Origin of the sequence: Bradyrhizobium sp. CCBAU 25360 (assembly GCF_028128695.1) — a bacterium.
Classification (GTDB): Bacteria; Pseudomonadota; Alphaproteobacteria; order Rhizobiales; family Xanthobacteraceae; genus Bradyrhizobium; species Bradyrhizobium ottawaense.
On record NZ_LBJA01000001.1, the window covers coordinates 1,001,884 to 1,021,616 of the forward strand.

At 56.8% G+C, this 19,733-nt stretch carries 12 protein-coding genes; 7 read left to right on the plus strand and 5 right to left on the minus strand.

From position 1 onward, the window contains the following. The first annotated feature begins 600 nt into the window (after positions 1 to 600). Positions 601 to 3,000 (plus strand): GAF domain-containing protein, encoded by a 2,400-nt coding sequence (locus XH81_RS04300; RefSeq protein WP_271595911.1) that lies wholly within the window; start codon positions 601 to 603, stop codon positions 2,998 to 3,000. Further along, entirely contained in the window at positions 2,997 to 4,637 is a 1,641-nt protein-coding gene (locus XH81_RS04305; RefSeq protein ID WP_271595912.1) for a CHAT domain-containing protein, read from the plus strand. Before XH81_RS04300 ends, XH81_RS04305 begins: the two co-directional genes overlap by 4 nt. Before the next feature lie 59 nt (positions 4,638 to 4,696). On the opposite strand, the gene XH81_RS04310 is transcribed toward XH81_RS04305, so the two are convergent. Continuing rightward, positions 4,697 to 5,500 carry a gasdermin gene (locus tag XH81_RS04310; RefSeq protein WP_271595913.1) on the minus strand — a complete coding sequence of 268 codons (804 nt, stop codon included), beginning with the start codon at positions 5,498 to 5,500 and terminating at the stop codon, positions 4,697 to 4,699. 366 nt (positions 5,501 to 5,866) lie between these two features. Between XH81_RS04310 and XH81_RS04315 the strand changes: the two genes are divergently transcribed. Next, complete coding sequence (locus tag XH81_RS04315; RefSeq protein ID WP_271595914.1) at positions 5,867 to 6,136, plus strand: hypothetical protein; 270 nt, start codon at positions 5,867 to 5,869, stop codon at positions 6,134 to 6,136. 661 nt (positions 6,137 to 6,797) lie between these two features. Beyond that, positions 6,798 to 7,406: an ATP-dependent DNA ligase gene (locus XH81_RS04320; protein ID WP_442868188.1), complete on the plus strand. Its 609-nt coding sequence runs from the start codon at positions 6,798 to 6,800 to the stop codon at positions 7,404 to 7,406. Positions 7,407 to 7,785: 379 nt separating this feature from the next. On the opposite strand, the gene XH81_RS04325 is transcribed toward XH81_RS04320, so the two are convergent. Then, the gene (locus XH81_RS04325) at positions 7,786 to 8,385 is read right to left on the minus strand and encodes a tetratricopeptide repeat protein (protein ID WP_271595915.1); all 600 of its coding nucleotides are present in this window, start codon (positions 8,383 to 8,385) and stop codon (positions 7,786 to 7,788) included. A 56-nt stretch (positions 8,386 to 8,441) separates the two neighbouring features. Between XH81_RS04325 and XH81_RS04330 the strand changes: the two genes are divergently transcribed. Continuing rightward, entirely contained in the window at positions 8,442 to 11,078 is a 2,637-nt protein-coding gene (locus XH81_RS04330; protein ID WP_271595916.1) for an ATP-binding protein, read from the plus strand. 601 nt (positions 11,079 to 11,679) lie between these two features. On the opposite strand, the gene XH81_RS04335 is transcribed toward XH81_RS04330, so the two are convergent. The 3 genes from XH81_RS04335 to XH81_RS04345 all read right to left on the minus strand — a co-directional run bounded on the left by XH81_RS04335 (position 11,680) and on the right by XH81_RS04345 (position 16,363). Further along, positions 11,680 to 13,458: a M48 family metalloprotease gene (locus XH81_RS04335; RefSeq protein ID WP_271595917.1), complete on the minus strand. Its 1,779-nt coding sequence runs from the start codon at positions 13,456 to 13,458 to the stop codon at positions 11,680 to 11,682. A gap of 13 nt (positions 13,459 to 13,471) precedes the next feature. After that, positions 13,472 to 13,954, minus strand: coding sequence for a hypothetical protein (locus XH81_RS04340; RefSeq protein WP_271595918.1), 483 nt, complete (start codon positions 13,952 to 13,954; stop codon positions 13,472 to 13,474). A gap of 1,422 nt (positions 13,955 to 15,376) precedes the next feature. Then, a complete protein-coding gene (locus tag XH81_RS04345; RefSeq protein ID WP_271595919.1) occupies positions 15,377 to 16,363 on the minus strand; it encodes a hypothetical protein in 987 nt (328 codons plus the stop codon). A gap of 289 nt (positions 16,364 to 16,652) precedes the next feature. Here XH81_RS04345 and XH81_RS04350 point away from each other — a divergent pair, with 289 nt between their 5' ends. Beyond that, entirely contained in the window at positions 16,653 to 17,306 is a 654-nt protein-coding gene (locus XH81_RS04350) for a DUF7227 family protein (RefSeq protein WP_271595920.1), read from the plus strand. A gap of 378 nt (positions 17,307 to 17,684) precedes the next feature. Next, complete coding sequence (locus XH81_RS04355; RefSeq protein ID WP_271595921.1) at positions 17,685 to 19,379, plus strand: hypothetical protein; 1,695 nt, start codon at positions 17,685 to 17,687, stop codon at positions 19,377 to 19,379. The last annotated feature ends 354 nt before the right edge of the window (positions 19,380 to 19,733 follow it).

Here is a 19,733-nt window from a genome sequence, read left to right on the forward strand (position 1 = left end):
AACGTTCGGCTCGGGAATATCGCCGCGGCACAAGCGGAAGCGAAAAGCGGCGCGCGATGGGATTCGCATATAGCAAATGGCGCACGGCTTGAGCCGGCTACCTACAATCAACGCCACATCGTGGGCGGCTTCAGGGCCTTACAACCCGCCGTTCTCAACGCATCCGTCGAAAGTTGCCCCTTTACGGCGACCTCAAGGATCTTGGAGGCGACGTGCGTTCTGACGCCGACTTCGCTGACGGGAATATCCTCGCATACTTCTTCAGGCACCCGCTGCCTGTTCGCCCGACGACCGAGCCATGCGGCCGATCGGAGTCCGTGGCCACTCGCCGCCGGTGTGCGTCCTCCGCCATCGGCCTTTCCGCACCCACGACGCGCAGTAGCTCGCGCGCTCCGACCGACTAGGAATCGATAATTTGCGAGGCAGGATCGCTCAACGGCCCGTTACCGATACGATAGCCCCGGGTAAAAGCATTTCGCACGCAGGGCCGAAAATCGAGAATCTAGAATCTTGCCCGGCTGATGTGAACAAGCTCACACACAAGAGGTCGGTCAAAGGCTAAGTTAGAGCGGTTGCAGGCACCGAAACAATGGGGGCCTCATGAGCGCTCTACAGTCGCACCAGGTTTTGCCCAGCGCGGCGCCCTCGGCGTTGGAGCCATTCCGAGGGCTGACCGCGCATACGCAGCAGATTTTCGATGCCGCGCCTCTGCCGATGCTGGCCATTCGGCTTGACAATGGAAGGCTACTCTACGCCAACCCGACTGCACGCTCGGCATTAGGACTTCCCGAAGCAGGCGCAATTACCGTATGGGATCTCCTCCTGGAGGAAGCGCAGCGCGAGACCTTCAGGCAGCAGTTGCAGAAGCGTAGGCAGGGCCACAACGATGACTATGAGCTCACTTTCTGCCGCTTCGATAATAAACGCCGGATTGCCGTGCGGATCGCCGGTATCGCCCTCCTCGATGATCAGGGAGCGCTGTTCGCAAGTCTGGCCATCGTCAGGCCGGTCCACGTTTCGCGCGCGACCGAAGCCATTCTGAAGGAAACCCAGTCAGTGAAAGGTTGGAACGCAGTGTTCTCAGCCTTGGCCCGCCAACTTGAGAAGGTGCTTCCCTTCGACGAATTCAGCGTCGCCCTGATTGACGAAAAACGCCTACTCTCGAAGGTCATCTTCAACTGCGACCGCGCAATCCAGGCGGTTCCGATCCCTCAGAAATGGTACACTTTAACGCCCACGGCGCTCGATCGGCTACGGTGCGATCCGCTGATCGTTCCAAATATCCGCGACTATCTGGTGGAGGTTGGTCTCGCCGAACTGACAAAGCGCCCCGGCGGCGGCCTTATCCGCGGCCTACGATCATTCATGAGCGTGCCAATCGTGCGAGGCGGTCACATCCGCGCCGTCATCTGCCTAGTGAGCCGCCAATCGGCGTTCTACGACGAGCGGGATGCGACGTTCATCAGCGAGCTTCCTATCGACGGTGTCGGCCAAATGGCCCTTCATTATCTCGCGGTAGATGAAGAGAAATTCATCAAACGCTTCTCGCGCGACGTCTGGACATGCGACACCAATGTCAGGATCGCCGAGCGAATCGTCCACGAGCTCTGCCAACATTTCGACTGGCGGCACGTCAGCCTGTTCGAGGTTCGCCGCAACTCGGATCAGTTCGTGCTGCGCGCGCAGGCGGCGCGGCAAGCGATGGAGGCAGTCCCCTCCGAGCTTTTCCGGCCGATCAAGTTGGGCGCGCTAGGCGAGGCCTGCAGCAACGGTCGGCTGGCGTCGTACCCAGACCTGCCGGAGTCGGGCCCGACGCGGGTCAACGTGGCGCCGCTGCACCAGTGGACACGGTCCCTACTCTGCTATCCGGTGAAGATCAGAGATAGGGTGCGCTGGATACTGAACATCGAAGACGATTCTCCCCACGCCTTCGCGAAGGAGGAGATCGGGAGTTTGCGGCGGCTGTTCGAGACCGCATCGGTCGCGCTGAATGTGTTGGCAGACCGACACGTGCTCCGGGCAGTCGTGGAGGAAAGCTCACAGGGAGTCATGATAATCAACGAGGAAGGCATCGTGACCGGAATGAACCCCGAGGCGTGCCGTCTGCTCGGCGTATCCGCGCTCGGAAGCAGCGTCATCGAGGAGGCCGGAACCGGACGCCCGCTCGCCGACTTCGTTCCTGACCCCTACGTGTGCCAAGCCCTGATCGGCGTGATCGGCAGGACCGCCGAGGAAAAGATCGAGGTCCAGAGATCGGACGGCCGAGTGGCAGATGTACTGATGTCGGCCCGACCGCTCGAGAACAACTTCGGACGGCGCGCAATCTTCATCAAGGACTTAGCGCCGATGCAGCAGCTCAAGGAGCGTGAGTCGGTGGAGGCCGCGTTTCTCGAGCTGGCCGAGCAGGTGCGGATTCCGCTGTCGCTTGCGACAAGCCTGCTGAACCGGGCGCTGGCGAAGATCGCGGACAGCGCGGGCGCGTCGTACCTGGACAAAGCACTGCGCCAGCTCGCAAAGTTGCATATCACCTTCGATCGTCTGGCTTTGTGGCGGCCCGAACTTGACGCCGAGAATGTGCGCATCAACCTCCAAAACCTCGTCGAAGAGGCGCTGGGCGACCTTCCAAAGCCGGAGCGCAGCAAGATCAGCACCGCCATCCGCCCGAGCGACCTTTCAGCTTACGGTGATCCGTATCAACTGAAGAATGCGATCCAGTCCGTCCTCGCCTATCTCCTCCGTTTCTGTCCCGAGCAAGCCGGCGTGGATCTGACCGCTGCGCAGGAGAACGGGCGTATCGCGATCAAAATCTGGGGATCGGTGCCGGATTCCAGTTGCGCACAAGCCGCAAGCGCAGGTCCGCTTGAGACCATCGCACTCGGCGAGCCAATCGTGCGGCGTATCATCGAGAGGATGCACGGGGCATACTCTCGGACAAACGAAGGCGGTCGGACCGAGTTCAAGATCGTGCTGAAGGCCGCTACCCACGGGGGGCGGTCATGACTCAGTCGGTGCTGATCGTCCATCATGAGGTCGAATACCATCAAATCATCTGCGAGGCGGTTGAGGATGCCTGGGATCGCGAGGCGCGCTACGTTATGGCCTCCAACCAGATCAAGGCGATCGAACGTCTCTCTCAGCAACGCCAGGAGGAGCCATACGCGCTGTTAATCATTGATCGTGACATCGCCCGCGACGCCGCCTCACCCCGCGATCCGAGCGCGCGCGTCGGGCTCGACCTCGTCGATCACGCCATGGGGCAGAATCGCCGGCTATTCGCAATCGTGCTGGCAACCCATATCGACGATGAGACCAACCGCCGGATCAACCAGCACCCTTACTGCCGGGCAGTATCGTATGAAAAGATTGAAGACGACCTGCGTTCGACGCTCAACCAGCTCAAGGAACTGCAGCGGCGCCTCGACGCAGGGCTGCCTCCCGCTCCCGTCGAGCAGCCGCCGAGCTTTGTGCATGTCTCTGTCCGGGGCACGGCGAAGATGTGCGAGCTCAGCTATTTCGACAAGAACGGCAGCCACAAGCACGTTGATGGGCCGATCGAGCTCAATGATGAGCTGCTCGAGAACCTGACCCAGTATGCGAAGCACCTCAAGGACACGTTGGGTGAACGTTATGACCTCTGGGAGTTCATGCTTTCCGAATGCGGGGCAAAAATCGACAAGGCATTGACCTACAGCACCAAGGTCAATGCCGCCCTAATCGAGGCGATGAGCCTGGCAGACCTCGGTAACATCGTCTTCTGCTTTCATACTGACCGGCTGCACTTTCCAATTCTGTACGAATCGCTGCGTCGGAACGGCAGGTTCTGCGCACTGGAATCCACGTTCGCCCGTCGACTTCATATCGAACACCTGCGCGGCTATCCGTTGCTCTGGGGCGCTAAAGCGGGCGAGCAGCGGCCGCTGCGCTGCATTGTCATCGAGGCCAACGTCAAGGGGAAATTCGGCGACACGATATTGCGCCCGCTGCCGCATCTGGCGAGCGAGTGCGACGAGATACGGAAATTCGACTGCCGCACTGGCAATCGCCGGCGCGAAGCAAAACGCCCCGTGGAGGTGACCTCAGTCAGCACGAGCGAGCTCGACCCAGTAGCGTTCCGCGCTGAGGTGAACACCCAATTGCGTCACAACGGGCCGTGGGATGTAATCCACTATGCCGGGCACTCGATCTACGATGGTGAGGGCCTAGAGGGGAAAGGATACCTGTTCTACCCCGCGGAGCGGGATGGCGATGTCGAGGCGATCCCGCTGGATGTGTTCATCAACAGCCTGTCCCAGGTCGGACTGGTCTTTTTGAGCAGCTGTCAGAGCTCGAGCGAAAGCATCGTGTTCGGCTTGGCGGAGCAGAGCGTTCCCGCCATCATTGGGTTCCGGTGGCCGATTCGCGATGACCTCGCTTTGGCGTTTGCGAAGGATTTTTACGAAGCCATTATCGTCAGCGGAACGCATCTCGGCCCGGCCTTCGTAAAGGCCCGTCGCAATCTCAGTGACAACTATCCGCTCACACCGCACTGGTTCGCGCCGGTGCTGGTCGTTCAGAACACACCAGACGTGGAGAAGCAGACATTCCCGACTTCAGTCCTGCCGCGCTGGCCAGCCGGCGCTTCGGCCGTCGCAGCGTGAGATGGCCATCTGGCACGCTGGCCAGATCGGCGAACGAACCACCAAAGAGCGGACGCAGCTCACTCCCGCCAGTCCGTTGCCTCCAAAATCAACTCGTCGGCGAGCGGAGCCGGAGGTCGGGGCAGATCTCCGCCGCCACGAACCAGCTCGTAGTGCTCAATCGCGTCGATCCCGAAGGAATCGCGTTGCTGATCGTAACCGAGTTCGACAAGCTCGACGGCGATCGCGAGCGGCTTGCCGCCATTGACGGTGATCTCACCGGCCGAGCCCGATGTAATGGCGATGTTCGCGGAGCCGCCGGCGCCGACCGCTTCCGCGCCGAATGCCACCTTGGCCCCCTTATCGTCGGTGGCAACTACCGTCAGCGACGGCGTCCGAATTACGCCGATAGTGACTAGGTACTTGTTCTCCTGCCGGATCAGCGGGTGGTTCCAATCAAAGCGCTTGCCCTTGAGGGCGTTGCCGAGGGCGAGCGGCGAAACCGAATCCCTCCTCGCATCGAGCAACCGAAAGCTCAGCTTCCGCGCGCCCTTGGCCTGCATAGAGGCCTTTGCGTCACCGACCATAGATCCGAGGCCTGTGGCAGCGAGGAACGGACCCAGCAGGTGGAAGCCGGCGTCTAGATCGACGGCATCGGAGACCTGGTTTGAGAGGCCGGCGATCATCTCGTCTCTGGCTATGTCCGGCATCTTAAAGCCGCGCAGCATCAGCTCAGCGATCGGGCCAGGAGATAGAATCCCCTTCGGCGTGACGATATAGCAGTCGCCAACCGCGGCGCCTTCGCGCGGGATCGCGAGCAGGTGGAGATGGTACCGGTTGAAGAAGAATTTCGCGAGCGGATCATCGTTTGTGCGGCGACACATAGCTCGGCTCCCTTTGCACAGGAAGGCAAAATGATACACGCCTGCCGGGCACCTGAGCAAGTTTTCCACCGAACAGGAATGGAGGCTGACCTGCCCTGACACGCCGTAGGTTCCGGCGCAGGAAGTTCTCCAAACGGTTCCAAGATGCAAGGGCGTTCACGGCAGGCGCATCGGGCGATCTCTTGCCGATCGGAACCGCTAGTGCCCATCTTTTCGTGTGCCCGAACTGCAAGCGCGCTCAGCGAACCGACACAAAGTTTACACCGGTTCGTATCCCGCCTGACAAACTCGCGGCCCCTTCCGAGTCATAACAAGCGACAGGATTGATGATTTGCGAGCTACTTACGATGCTGCTTTGATCGCGGCATGCCTCGCTCTACATCACGCCATACGCCCACACACGCCGACGGCCGGCCGATGAAGATCACCTTCGGCGAGATGCGCGCGATGGGCTTGCGCGGCATCCTGGTCTACTGCCACTGCGGCCACCACGTCGCTTTGAGGGCTGATCGCTGGCCCGATGAGGTCCGCCTATCTGATATCGAGCCGCGCTTCGTCTGCGCCGGCTGCGGCAACAGGGGCGCCGATGTCAGGCTCGATTTCGAAAGCGGCAGGCCACCGCAATTCGCCAACTGACCGAGCTTACAGGCTCATGGAAAGGATGGCGACCAAGCCCAGGGCCGCTGCCCCCCACGCCAGTATATGAAACATCCAAGGTTTTATCCAAGGTTGCATCGTCGCCTCATGCTAGGGAGGCTGTATCGGGGTCAGGCGCGCTAGTTGCGATAGATCAATGTCCTTGGAAAATCATCGGTGCTCAGAGAGACAGAAGCGCTATTGCTGCGAGCACCGTGTTGAGGGCCCCAACTGCGATGATGGCGGCCGTCAAATTCGGTCATTCCTCATTGTACTTCCCCACGCCAACAGGGCGAAATCTTAGTGCAACAATTTAAGCGTGAAAAGGGTGGCAATGCTGACCCTGGGGCGCCACCTGAGGCGACCTTACTTATTCCGGCGCTGCTGCTGCCAGAGCGACCGAGCCAAACTTGTAGGTGTTCCGCTTATAAATACACGCTCGGAGAACAGAGCATGACCGATTAATATCACAGATTGTTCTGACCGGAGAACGCCCGCTGACATGGAGCTTACGACAGGACGGCCTCAGCTTGAGGCGTTGGGGTCTGCTCCGGCTTCAGGGGGGCGTTGGGGGTCGTCGGAGCAGAGAAGTAATCCGCCAGATTGCCACTTGTTCCCGACTCCCAAAGGCGACGGGAAGTCTTATCTTCGGCACATGCGTATGGCGTACGAACTCTGCTTGGCCACCGCCGCCAAGCAAGTCCCCTCGGGGCCCGACTGGATCCACGAAGTGAAGCACGACGGCTACCGGATGTTGGTCATTCGGGAGGACAGCCGCGTGCGCCTCCTGTCGCGTAACGGCACCGACTGGACGAGGCGCTACCCATGGATTGCAGAAGCGGCGCTGAAGAACCGGCAGAAGCACTTCGCAATCGACGGCGAGGCCGTCATCCTCGGTGTTGATGGGGTCTCCGACTTCAACGCCCTGCACAGCCGTAAGCACGACGACGAAGTGCAGCTCTACGCGTTCGATATCCTCGCAATGGGCGGGGATGATTTGCGGTCCCTTCCCCTTCATCTTCGGAAAGCAAATCTGCAGCAGCTATTTGCGCGCCGGCCGGACGGGATCACGGTGGCACCGTTCGACCGCGGCGAGATCGGGCTGGACCTATTTCGCGCGGCATGCCGCATGGGTCTCGAGGGGCTCATGTCCAAACATCGCGATCGGCCTTACCGCGGCGGTCGTCAGAAGCATTGGATCAAAGTAAAGAACCGGAGCCATCCCGCGATGGAGCGCGTTATGGATGCTGTGGTCAGCCCTTCTGCTTGATCCGCACAAGGTGAGCGACTGAGAGCAAAGCGGAAGTCTATGCCCTCGACGACCTTCGACGCTATGACCCGAACCAGTCCGATCAGTAGGAACAATCGTATCAGACCAACGGTTTGCCCGCCGGTCTGTGGCGTGATCTAGACACGTCATCCACCCGGGACGACTGCGAGCCTTCAGCCGACTTGTTGGCGATGGCGGAGTCCTTCGGCAGCGAGTTTACTATCGTTGAAGTGATGCCCGATGAGGGATCAACGACGGAGTTGTGGGTCGCCCTGGCCAAGCCCACTCAGGCGGTAACTCTAGTGCGACCCAAACCGGACCTAACTACTGCTGCTTGATAGCGGCATAAGCCCAACAATGGCGTTAGCGGAGTAGGAATTCATTCCGGAAGGCGAGCCATTCGCAATACTTGTTCGTATCGAGCCCAATCGTCGGCCCGCCTAAACGGAAGCCATCTGAGGCCGGAAATCCGGAGGGAGGGATTTAGCTGAAGAAGCTGGACGACGCTCTTACGCGCTTGATCCAGTCGATTATCGAGCGCGCAGCTGACTGCCATGACTCGAAGAGCTTCGGGGTTCAATCGCTCCCGCAATGATGCTTCTGCCCAATTAATCGCCTCTCCGTAGTGTCCCGCGAAAAAATGTCCATAGGCTAGCGCTGCCTGAAATGACCAAAGTAACGGATCGACCGGACTAGGTCGCATCCCGCGCAACGCACTCTCAATCGCGCGCTCGGGTTGACCGAGCCAGCCACTGATCCAAGCATTGTAACGCCAAGCAAAGGCGGAATTCGGATTCAGGTATAATGCGTTTTCAACCAGGGCAGCACCCGTTTCTACATCACCAACAACATAAGCAAACGCTAATCCGCTCCAGCTCAGCGCATCAGCATAGTTACTACCGAGATCGGCAGGGCGTTCCGCTTCTCTCGTCTCTTGATCGAGGTCGGCCCTGGTCGTCGGCTCGCCGGTTGGACGCATGTGATAGTTGTGATAACCATTGCAACCAGGGATTACCGACGGTGGGAGACTGGCTTATGCCGATCTTTTTCTGCGGGGACATCACTATCGACAATTACGAATTCTACGGCGAATTCGAGCCCAAATACCGAGCCGCCCTCGAAGCGAGTGCTACCTCCCAAAAAGGCGGTTCGCATGGGCCTGACAAAGTCATTGTGCGACAGTTCGGCGGGACCTACCTGCTGGCTCGGTTCACCGGAGTCGCATGGTCGGTGTGGTACGGAACAAACAACCAGAAGAAGCCGCAAATGGTGCGGCTTCAGCCTTGGACGAAATTCCACGACCGCCATTTGAAGAGGCGCCAACTAAGCCTTTTCAAGCAGCCACGTGAATTCGATTGCAATTGGCAACTTTCCTATCGACTACAAAAGTTCAAGGATGACCGCTTCCGCGTGGCACCGAGTGCCTATGAAGGGTTTACCTTGCCACTTGCTGACGGCGCGCCAGAATTTGTCGATTCAAAAGACCTTGAACTCGTTACGAGTAGCAAAGAGGTTCTCTTTGTTGTCAATGTTGTCAATGATCGCGGTGACCATGACCAGCTTGCCATAGACCTCGCGGATGCAATCGCAAACGAGGAACACTGCTGGGTAGTCATGAAAATCATCGATCCGCCGCCTTTGGACGAAGCGGAATCCAACCTCATGGCAGCATTGCTCGAAAACAAGAACATCCACCAAGTTATCGGTGTCATTCCCGCGGATGAGTTGAGAAAATCCGGCGTGCCCATCAGTCGCTCGCTGTCGTGGGAGCGTACTCTCTGCGATGTCGTTGATCACGTCCAACGCGACGGGCTCTTGCCTGGGAATACTCCTCCTCACCTCGTCATCACGTTCGACTACGACGCTGCCCTCTACTTGAAGACGAAGGCTGTGAACCGAAGGGAAAAAAAAGAGCGACAAGTCGAAGCCGGCGATTTGATTTTTTCGATTGGAGGCGCTGAGGGGGAATTTGCGAACACGATTGAAGGCACGATGCCAGGGGCGCAATCCGTATTCGTCAGTGCATTTTCGGCAATACTCCACCAGGAAGTCGACCAAGCTGCGCGGACCGGCACGAACCCGTTGGCGAATATCAAAGACGTCCTCTCGTGTGCGCTAATTGCCAAACGACGATTCTTGGAATCGGGATTCGCAAATACCGGTCTGCACCTTCCTTTCGAACTCGAATGGACGCGGATTGGCAGGGCGCGACGCGGCATGCCGAGACTAGACTATTCTGAGGGTATATTTTCCCACCTTGGTGAATCTTCTCAAGATGTGTCCGCAAAAGCACCGGACCCATTCATCCTTGATGAGCGAAAGATCGAGCAGCGAACGTTTCATAACCCACTGAAACTTGGTGCCGCAGTTGCCAAAACCGTGCAGAAGCACAAGCTAGAACATTATCCGATATTGGCGGACCAATTGCCGAACGAAGGCTTCAGCATCTTCGACAAAGTTGCCGGTAACAAAAAACTAGAGGATTTCAGGAATTATGTCCTCAAGGAGACTGCACCAAAGGGAGTGCCTATCTGCCAGTTCGGCAAGATCAAGACGGCGCATGTCCACGAAATCGAACAGCTGCGAACCATTGGAAAGTTGATGCAATCGTATCTTTCGCATCCGTCCGGTTCAAGCAAGCCGCTTGGAATTGCAGTTTTCGGCCCGCCGGGCGCTGGAAAATCGACGGCGGTCAAGAGCATCATCGAGAACCTTCCGAAAGCGTGCAAGAAACTTGTCCAGGACGCTCGCCACGAGTGCAATCTCTCGGCATTGGTCGATCCCGAAGACCTTGCGCATTATTTTCAGTTAGCGCGCGACGCTGCATTGCGGGGGAGCGTCCCCATTCTATTCTTTGACGAGTTTGACTGCGCGGTCGGAGGTGCTGAATATTTCTGGCTCAAGCATTTCCTGGCACCGCTCCAGGATGGCGAGTTTAGGTCCGGCCATATCGTCTATCCCATCGGCCGAGCGATCTTCGTCTTCGCCGGCGGCGTGTCTGAGACCTTCCCCGAATTTGCAGAGGTCATGGAAGAGAACCGAAAGGCGACGCATTGCTCGCCGGTCGCCAATTCGAATAATACCTCAAATTCCAGAAGAGGCTCGGAACCAAGCGATGAAAGGGCAAGCAAGGAGGAAAGCAGCGCGGGCTTGTCGAGCGGAGCAATTGCAGACAGCACCGCAGCTCAGGTCAACTTCAAGGGCGTTGACTTTCTCAGCCGCCTCCATGGCCATATCGACGTCTTCGGGTTGTCACCCAAAGATGAGGACAAGGCATTTTACCATTCTTCCGATAAGAAGTGGTCAGTGGTAGTCGATCGTTCCTATCTCATGCGGCGCGCCTTCATTCTTCGCAGCCTCCTGCAGTTCCATGTTCCTAGAATCTTCTCTCAAAGCTCACCTCAGGAGGCCCAGATCGACCGCCGTATCGTGGACGCGCTGCTTCTAACGAAAACATTCAAGCATGGAACGCGCTCTATGGAGGCAATCATCCGAATGAGCTCAGTGGAGGGCAAGGACAGATTTGAGCTCAGTCATCTTCCCCCCAATCGCCAGTTGGATATGCACGTGGACAGCGAAAACCTAAGGCATTGTCTGGACCACGCCGAGACTATCTGGAAGGAGTATTTCGAGAGTTCCCAGAAGCCGCCGGCCGTCTCTGAGAGGCCGTGAGGACCACAATCAGCATCACGGTCAATTGACGCTTCTTGCGTCGCCGAGGAGGGAACGACAAGGCGCTTCCGATGATGGCATAAGACTGACAAGGTTGATCGACAGGAGGTGAAGGACTTCGGTTAATGGCCCATCAGAGACCTGCCAGCAGCCCGTCACAACGTCTGCTGCTCAGCGGCTTGGCTGCCAAAACGACGCTCATGACCCTGCTTGTGTGAAAACTCAAAAATCGAAACGCGGCGAAGAATGGTATTCTCCAGTCCCACCTCTAAGTTTAATCCGCTTGCGCGTTGAGCGACTAAAGCGGTCTTGGACGAATAACTTCTTCTATCACGATGGCGCATGTTGGCGTTTTCACACAGCCAAGACCCAAAGCAGAAACCCGCCTGCCGGGTCCTTCAGAAGGTCGATTAGATTGGCCACAACTCTGTGACCCAGCATGGCAATCAAGTCGCTTAGGCGTTCTCTATCTCGGACGGGGCGGCTGCCGAGCGCCGGATCAACCAAGACACTTGCCTGCGACAGGCGCTTGATGATGATATTCGCGAGCTTCGCAATAGACCGAACTGGAGATTTTGCGTGCTTTGCTCCTACAGACTGATCACTCTGCCAACAGCCAGCCGGGTGTGTGACCGACCGAACGGTAGCGACCTCGCATGAACCAAGAGACGGCTAAAGCAATGACGAGGTATAGCACTGCTTGTAGTCCTCCCGTTGTGAGGAATATCGAGTTGATATAGTCGGGATAAGTGCGCGCCACCCAGACAATCGACCAAACCTGAAAGACAGCAAGGGAGGTGCAAACCATCAGCGCGCCCCACTGCCAGGCCTTGATAGATTTGGAGCGAGAGCCCGCTACAATGAAGTTCACTTCAACCCAAAATAATATCGAGACCCCCAAAAGGATTCCGCACGGCGTTGCTTGATCCAGAATGTCCTTTATGCCGATGCGATTGAAGAATAGCCCGTCGATTGATTGGCCGAGCATCACCTTTGACGCCAATTGTAGCTGCTTGGACTGGCTATACGGGTGAAAAGCGTCACCAAGAACATTGCCAGCAGCAAAGAGAGAAATTTGCGCAATAGTAGTTAGAAGCCAAGTCCAGTGCGCGCAACCTGAAAGTCTCTGGGTCAAGGAAGATCTCAATAGGGTCGCAACGACAATCATAAAAATGGTTGTCAGTGCGATTATGACTCCAAAATAGATCACAGACGCGATTGGCTGCTCAAATCTCAAAACCGATAGTAGAGCCTGCATTGCATTTCCTTGAGTGAGTAGTTCTCCGTAGCGAGGATTGAGTATCTGCATCAACTTGTTGATGCTACTGATCAGATAATTTGTTAGAGAGTATAGATATCCCAAAAAGAGAAATCGCAACAAGCTGGGTTGAAGGACGTTATGAGGCCTGAGGACGACGTCCACACGGTGCGGAAGCAGGGGATGAGCACTCAGGAGTTCGAACAACTTATCTCTGAGCGATGGTTGAGGTGGCGTTTTGCCGCTAGTAAGCGCCTCCAACAACGCGTCTCGACCAACCCACTGTGCGGCTCGCGCATCAGCCAAGATTTCGCGAGTGCGCAGGAGTGACCTGTATTCCATAAACAGCAACAATGCCCAAAAAGCAAAAACAGGTACCGTGATGGTCAACGCGCCGACCACTTGATCTGCCCAGTATCGCGCCCATCTCAGGCCATGCGATGAGAAGAAGAGCTTGAGGTCAGCACCGGGTACTCCAAGTGTCGGATCGGTGAAAAGATAATACTGCATTAGAACAACTCTGGCAGGATGGGCGACCAGCCAAACAACAATGATCGTCATCAAGACTAGATTTGCCTGGAGTAAGGACCGGGAAATAAACGCGTACTTGATGTCGCCGTTCCTGAAATGACCAAGCTCGTGAGCAATTCGGGCAAGGAAATTTTGCGGCCTTCTAATGGCCAACAAAAGCATGCCCTGTCCCATCAGGATTGTTCTTTTCCCGCGAAAGCCAAATGCTATCGCGTCGGTGTTCGTGATGTTCTTGTCGTGGAGAAGGATGTCTACTCTGACCCCCGATCTTTCGGACAATTGTGCAATTTTGTCCCGGACCGAATTGTAGGCATCGAGGTTCTGATAGGGTCCAAAGACGTTGTTTCGGCGGCGCGAGTGATAAAAGTAAAATATGCTCGCGAGAACGCTCAGGATGGCGAGCCCGTAGACGCCGCTTTTGGTGGAGTAGAGCCCCGGCTGAAAGCGAGCGTTAAAGGGAGTGGTGAAGTATTCTGGCCCAGGCAGGAACTGGCCGCTCCAAAATGCGATCATCAGTGAGGTTATCAGCAAAACCAAAAAATAAACGTTTGTGCCAGTTGGCAGGTTGTTCGGATTGAGCCTGTGGCACATCCCGTGTCCCGCGCTACCGTCGAAAGCCGTCGCGCAAAGTGGTCGTCAATCGCAACAATGCGGCTTCGTCTAAGTCGAGCGATTTGGCATCAACCGTGAGCTTGGCAATCAGTTCTTCCAGTTTCTCTGGCGCGATTGTTATCGGACTGGGCTTCTTGAAGCGGCTGGCGAACCAATCTCCCAAGCGCTTCTCCAAGGCAAGTCGCGCTTGCTCGGTTGCGCTCTTGATCAGCTGCCCTGTTGCGTCCTTAGCGTTCGCCCAAATGAAATTGAGTATGGGCTTGCACAATACCAGCAGAGCGGCAGAGATCGTGGCGAGGTCGTCTCCAGACGGAACGCCGAACCCGAGTTCATGATCTCGCCTCTTGCCTGATTGCTGCGGTGCCGCAGCAATTGCATCGAAAAAATCAATCTCTTCGGGAGCAACGGTTGCGGCAAGAGCTTTGCCGAGTTGAAGCTCCAACGCGGAATACACATGACTGGACGAGGTTGTCATCGAAGGACATCCAAACAAATGGCAATTGAAAAGGAAAAACAGTGCCATTATGCACGGATTTTGCGCGACTAACAGTTGAAAGTGCGACAGAGTTCGCGACCTAACATGGCTGACGTTGCGGCGCTGGCAAGACACAGATCTACGCACACCGTGTCCGTCGCCACCCGGGTCGACCCGGCGAACGCGGAAGCCGTAGCTCTCGCCACCTATCGATCACGGCTTGACAGTATCGGGTCGATATTCGCTTGGCCGACCGAAGGTCTGACCGTTCCTGTAGTGCGTGGGATCGTATCATCGAGGTCCGGAACTGGCCCGATGGCGACGTTCGGCTTGGCTCAGATATTGTCAGCTGATCGGAGCACAGCGGAAGTGACACGGCGTAGTTCAAATCGGCGTTTTGACCCTGGCTGTGTAAAAACGCGAAAGATCGAAACACGGCTAGAATTACATTCTTCAGTTCGTTCTCTAAGTTTAATGCGCTTGCGAGGTTGGACTGTGCTGCATTGCAAATTCGAATGCTCTGCCCGCCGCTCGGAACGGTCGCCGCGCCGGTGAGGCCGGCCAGCATCATTCTGCCGCGTGCAGACCTTGCTCGTGGGCTCATAACGAACCCCGCGCTTCACGAGCCAGCCACCCTCGACCATTCTCTGTGCCAAGGCATTGGAGCACACGGGCTAATTGCCGCCGGGATGATAAAGACCGTCACTGCGCTCGACGAGAAAGCCGTAAACGCGCGCGAGCCGCAAGGGCTTGAGCATTCCGGTGATGGACGCATCGCTTAGATACCAGCAAGAGATTTTGCAAGGCTCCAGAACCGGTCGCCTATCCTGAGAGAAAGAACGGTTTATGGCCCATTGCTTCCATTAGGGCGTAGCGAGTTGTCTGGGGCCGTCGGGGGTAAAGCGGAAGCACCCCACCGTTGGCCAAATCGGCGCTGTTGACCCGAAGCAGCACTCCAAAGGATCTTTCAGCCCCGCCGTTTCGCCCGAGTACATGTCGCCCAAAGGGCCGCCCTGAGACAGCGGCCTTACCGCTCCCTTGTGCCGGGCGCGTAGCCCTGCGAAGCGCCATAATACGGCTCGCTGTAGCCTTGGTAGTATGGTGCGGACCGGTAGTATTGACGCCACGCATAGCCAAAACCGGATGCTCGACCTGATGGGTTTATGCTGATGGGGATGAAGCACCGCGTGCCGGCGGTGCCCTTGATGTACAGTTGCTGCGTTCACGACCCCGCACAGGCTGCAAGACGCTCAAGGTCAAAATCGCACGCATCGCTTTCTTCCCTTTAAGGAGTTCGTCCCGCCTGCTCAATTTTTGCGATGATGCAGCGTTCCACAGAAATCGTTCTTGCACCGTTTGGTGGGGTCTAAGTGGTAGGCTCAAAGTGGCGGTTCTTTGTTGGTACTCCGAACAATGTTTCTTTCAATCGACCAATCGAAATCCTTCCGCAAACTTGGCGGCACGCTCTTTCGGCTGAAGCTGATCGAACTGTGCACGTGATATGATTTTTTCGCCTGGCCGAGCGGACACTCTTATTGAGGATACTGGGGGCCCCTCCACAAGCGTGTAACCATCACGCATTCGTTGCGCGCGAGTAATGGGATCGAGCCTATCGAATTCCGGTCGCGTGAGGATTTTTCCCCGGCGCGCCGCAGGCGAAGATTCCCTCTTGCCTGCAACGTCAAATACCGCGGGATATTGTTCGACATACTTCATCGCAACTTCCTCCAGCGTTGCCAAGCCGTCGGCTCCGCCTCCGATCAGAGACTTCCCGTCCTCCCCTCGGACTCGAATAACGCGTTGGCCATCGACCGTCTCAATGGCAACGCAGTCATCCAGGTGCTTCTTCAGCAATACCTCGCCGTTCTGTATCACGTTGCGCCCCGTCAAAACTCGATAACTTCCCTCTTGAATTGCAAGTCGCTTCTCATTTTCCTGAGTAATTTTCAGCTCTGTCGCTATTTTTGCGGTCCGGGTCGCAACGTATTCTTCAAGATCCGAAACATTCAGACGATGCTCTAGCAGTGCCATGAACACATTCCGCAGAATGTGTTCCATGCGCACACCCCATGCCTTTGGCCACATCTTCTTGAAGACTTCGATGAATCCGGAAGCAGCAAGAGCGATCCGATCCCCACGGACGCGACGAAGGGAATTGTATCCATACGGTTGCGAAGGATCGCTGGCATTCAGGTAGATCACCTCCGGCGCGCGTCTCGCCGGCACTTGAGCTGCGATGCGTTCCACCAGATCGCCGTGCGGGTCGATGACCGCAAGTCCGTGCCCGCGTTCGATATCCTGGAGCGCCCATGGTCTCGAGCAACGTCGACTTGCCCGTACCGGTCTTACCGATGATGTAGACGTGCCAGCGGTCTTCGTCCTTAATTCCAAAAACTCGCTGGTCGCCATGAAAGTCACCGCGTGCGAAATGTGTGAGATTGGGCGGATGTATATCTCCATGATCGGAGCAATCAGCCGACAATCCCAGAGGTGTGGACGTGCCAGATCGAGCCTGTTTATTGCTGCGTGCAGAACTTGCCTCTGCAAGATTGCGCTTAGCGCACGCCAACAAAATGTGATCGTCGATGCACAGAGCCACGCCTGCGCCTCACCCTCCTCCGCAGCCTCACGTGGCGCACGATTACAGCATGATTTTTGAAATCTATTTGGGCGTCTCCCAAAACGGAGACACCCACACATGGAGCGTTTTCTTATTGCCTTTAAATTGGAAATCGTAAAACCGGTCCAAATCCTGATCACAACGAGCCCACGTTCGTCCTGCCCGCTAGCTTGTCCACTGCGCAAGGGCAGCGCGGGCGACCAAGCAGGCGTCTGCTATGCCGAGCATGGCCATCTCGGTCACTACATCTGGACCGGACTTGACCGAACGAAGGCTGGTCAAAGGATCAGCGGCCGCATCCCGGTCTACAGCTTTGATGAACTACTACTGACCGTGCGCAACTTGCCACCTGATATGCTTTGGCGTCATAACCAAGCGGGTGACTTGCCGAGCGATGATCAGATGACGATCTCTCGGCTGCGACTGTTGGCGCTAGTGACTGCTAATTCCGGCCGGCGAGGATTTACATCTGCCCACTTTGACGTCCTCTCGAATGAAGAGAACCGTCTCGCCATCGCCAAAGCAAATGCAAATGGGTTCACGATCAACCTAAGCGCCGACTCTCTTGCTGAGGCGGACAAGTTCGCCGCACTCGAGATGGCGCCTGACACGGTCGTTCTCCCATCTGACATGATGCGAAATACGGCCACTCCCGAAGGCAGAAAGGTGGTGATCTGCCCGGCTATCACGCACGAGAACGTAACCTGCGCTACCTGCGCTCTCTGGAGTTGATGCTATCTCAAATTGCCAATCAGATAGTCATCCTTTTTGAGGCCCGCGGATAGGAATATATCCGCTAAGCGTGTAGCGACGCGTCACTGCCAGATCGTCGCACGTTTTAGATGTTCTGTACGTCGACATACCTGATTGCTAGAATAACCGCTGAAATTGTGTTGGTGCCATAGCGCAGTCCAACAATGACTGCGCAACGCAGACCTTAGTCCGCGAACAGCGTGAGCTGCGGCACCCCGGTGCTTCTCCATCTCGATTCCGGCGTAAGGTGGTGCACGACCCGATTATACAAATAAAACAACGCCTCAGCGCATCCGACGACTTGTGTTTGCGCACTGCATTGTTCGCCCGGACGATTATTTGATCCAGGAGGATAAGATGTATTTCACTCGCAGAACAGCTTACCGCTTGCGCGCCGTTCTTCTCGCTTCGACTGCCAGCATAATCGTATCCATTGCCGCTGCTCAGACTCCAAGCTGTCCGCCAGCGCCAACCATCGACCAGGGTCGATCACTCGTCGTGACGGATGGAGCTCTCGATAAGACCAAGTTTTCTTTCGCAACCACGATAAACGCGATCCTGACGAGCCTGCAAATACAGACGACGGCTGAGAACAGGGAGAACTTTGTCAAATCGCTCCTCACGTCGATGAACGATGACGACATGGTAAATCCCGTAAGCGGCTTGCGTATGAAAGTCGATATCCGTGCACTGGAGGCCGGTTTAGATCCTAAGAATCTGCTCGATCCCGCCGATCCGGTGGGTTTGGTTCCAATTGCCCTCTTCAATCGGCTCGACCTCGCTCCCCAAGATTGGTCAAACTGCGGAGAGCACCGCATCGTGTATGGCTTCAAGGCGCCGGTGCCAAAGGGCGGCCCAGATAGTCGCTTCTTCTTGATATTTGAGGCCCGGGTCGACAATGCGCATCCGCAGAAGAGCGGGTTCGAGGGTTGCCGAGCCGTGGTCAAATTCTGGCGCGATCTGTCTGACGAGAACGACGCGTCGAAGCGAGCAACCCGCCTTGAGGAGTTCTATTACAAGGGCGCGCCAGGCGTGTCAGGACCAGTCGTACAGGCCAAAAACTACGGAGGCCCGCTCGGCCAGGTTCGCGGCAATCTCTTCATAAACGCGCCGGGTAAGTTTGAATGGCAATTACGCGAATGGATCGTGATTAACTCCGGCGCGCCAACGCCCGCCAGCTTCACTCCAGTCACCGTTAAGGAAAACCCGTTAGCCGAACTCTACAGCGACACGACAGGATCTAACACTCTGGATGTTCCTTTGGAAACGACAGAGCGAACGGAATTCCAGACACAGTTCAAAAACACCTTCCTCAAGAGATTGGTTGAACCCGACGTCTCGCGTCAGTTCCTCACGAATGGCCAGCCCGGTTACGTACCGGAGCTTGACCCAAAGAGCACCGGTTTCGATCCAGGCAAGTACAAGATCGACATTCTCAATCGCATCGGCGCTCGGTTCGACAACCGCTTTAACGAATTCCAAAGCGTATCTCAGGGAAATAAGGATGATCCGAAGACGATCGCTGACGCCTCGGGGCCGATCTTCAAGGCGGGGGCGAGCAGTGCACTGAACGCCTTCGTTATTGATCCGCCACAGAAGCCTACCATTGATGACGTGCTAAATCGCGGAGGGGCCATAACATGCGGCGGCTGCCACCAATTCGCGGCTAACCGCCAAATCGGATCGGTGAGCAGTCAGCTTATTGCGTGGCCGCAAAGTGCGGGTTTCGTGCATGTGACGGAGAGCGGCGCGCTTTCACCTGCGTTGACTGATGTGTTTCTGCCATTCCGATCGGCTCGATTGCAGGAGGCCGCTTGTATCGCTCCCCCAGCCGCGGCGGTTGCTGAGGCGGTGGCGAGCGGACCGCGTTCACTTGTTCTGGAGAATGTTCGCCAAGCATATTGGCAGCAACTCGTTGCTGACGCCCGCGGGCAGAAGCTGGATCTAGCGCGCCGGGCAGTTACGCGCGCGGCGGTGCAGGCAATCGCTGAGCAACGGCAGGAAGAAGATCAAAAGCCTGGCTATTTCGTGACCAACCGCAGGCCCCATTAGAAGCTGTAGGACGGGTCGAGGCCCCGACCCGCCCGGAACAAACAGATGAGCATTCTGTAGGGCTTCTGACAGTTGAGAAAGCTTCTCAATCCTTCGTCTTGGCGGCTTCGAGGGGAGTGACTGCCAGTCAGAGGCAAGACTTCTGGGTCAGCCCACCACCTTTTCACGCGAATAAGCTCGACTTCAGCTTTAGCAGGTGAATGGATCGGGCGCCGCTCACGGACGGAGCAGTTGAAAACGATAAACGGCATCACCGTGGCCAGGGCAAATGGCGTCATGATGGAAGGAACAGCACGCGACCTCAGGCAGATTCGCCGTCAACTAAAGGCGCGAACGTAACACGGCAGCGGCGTT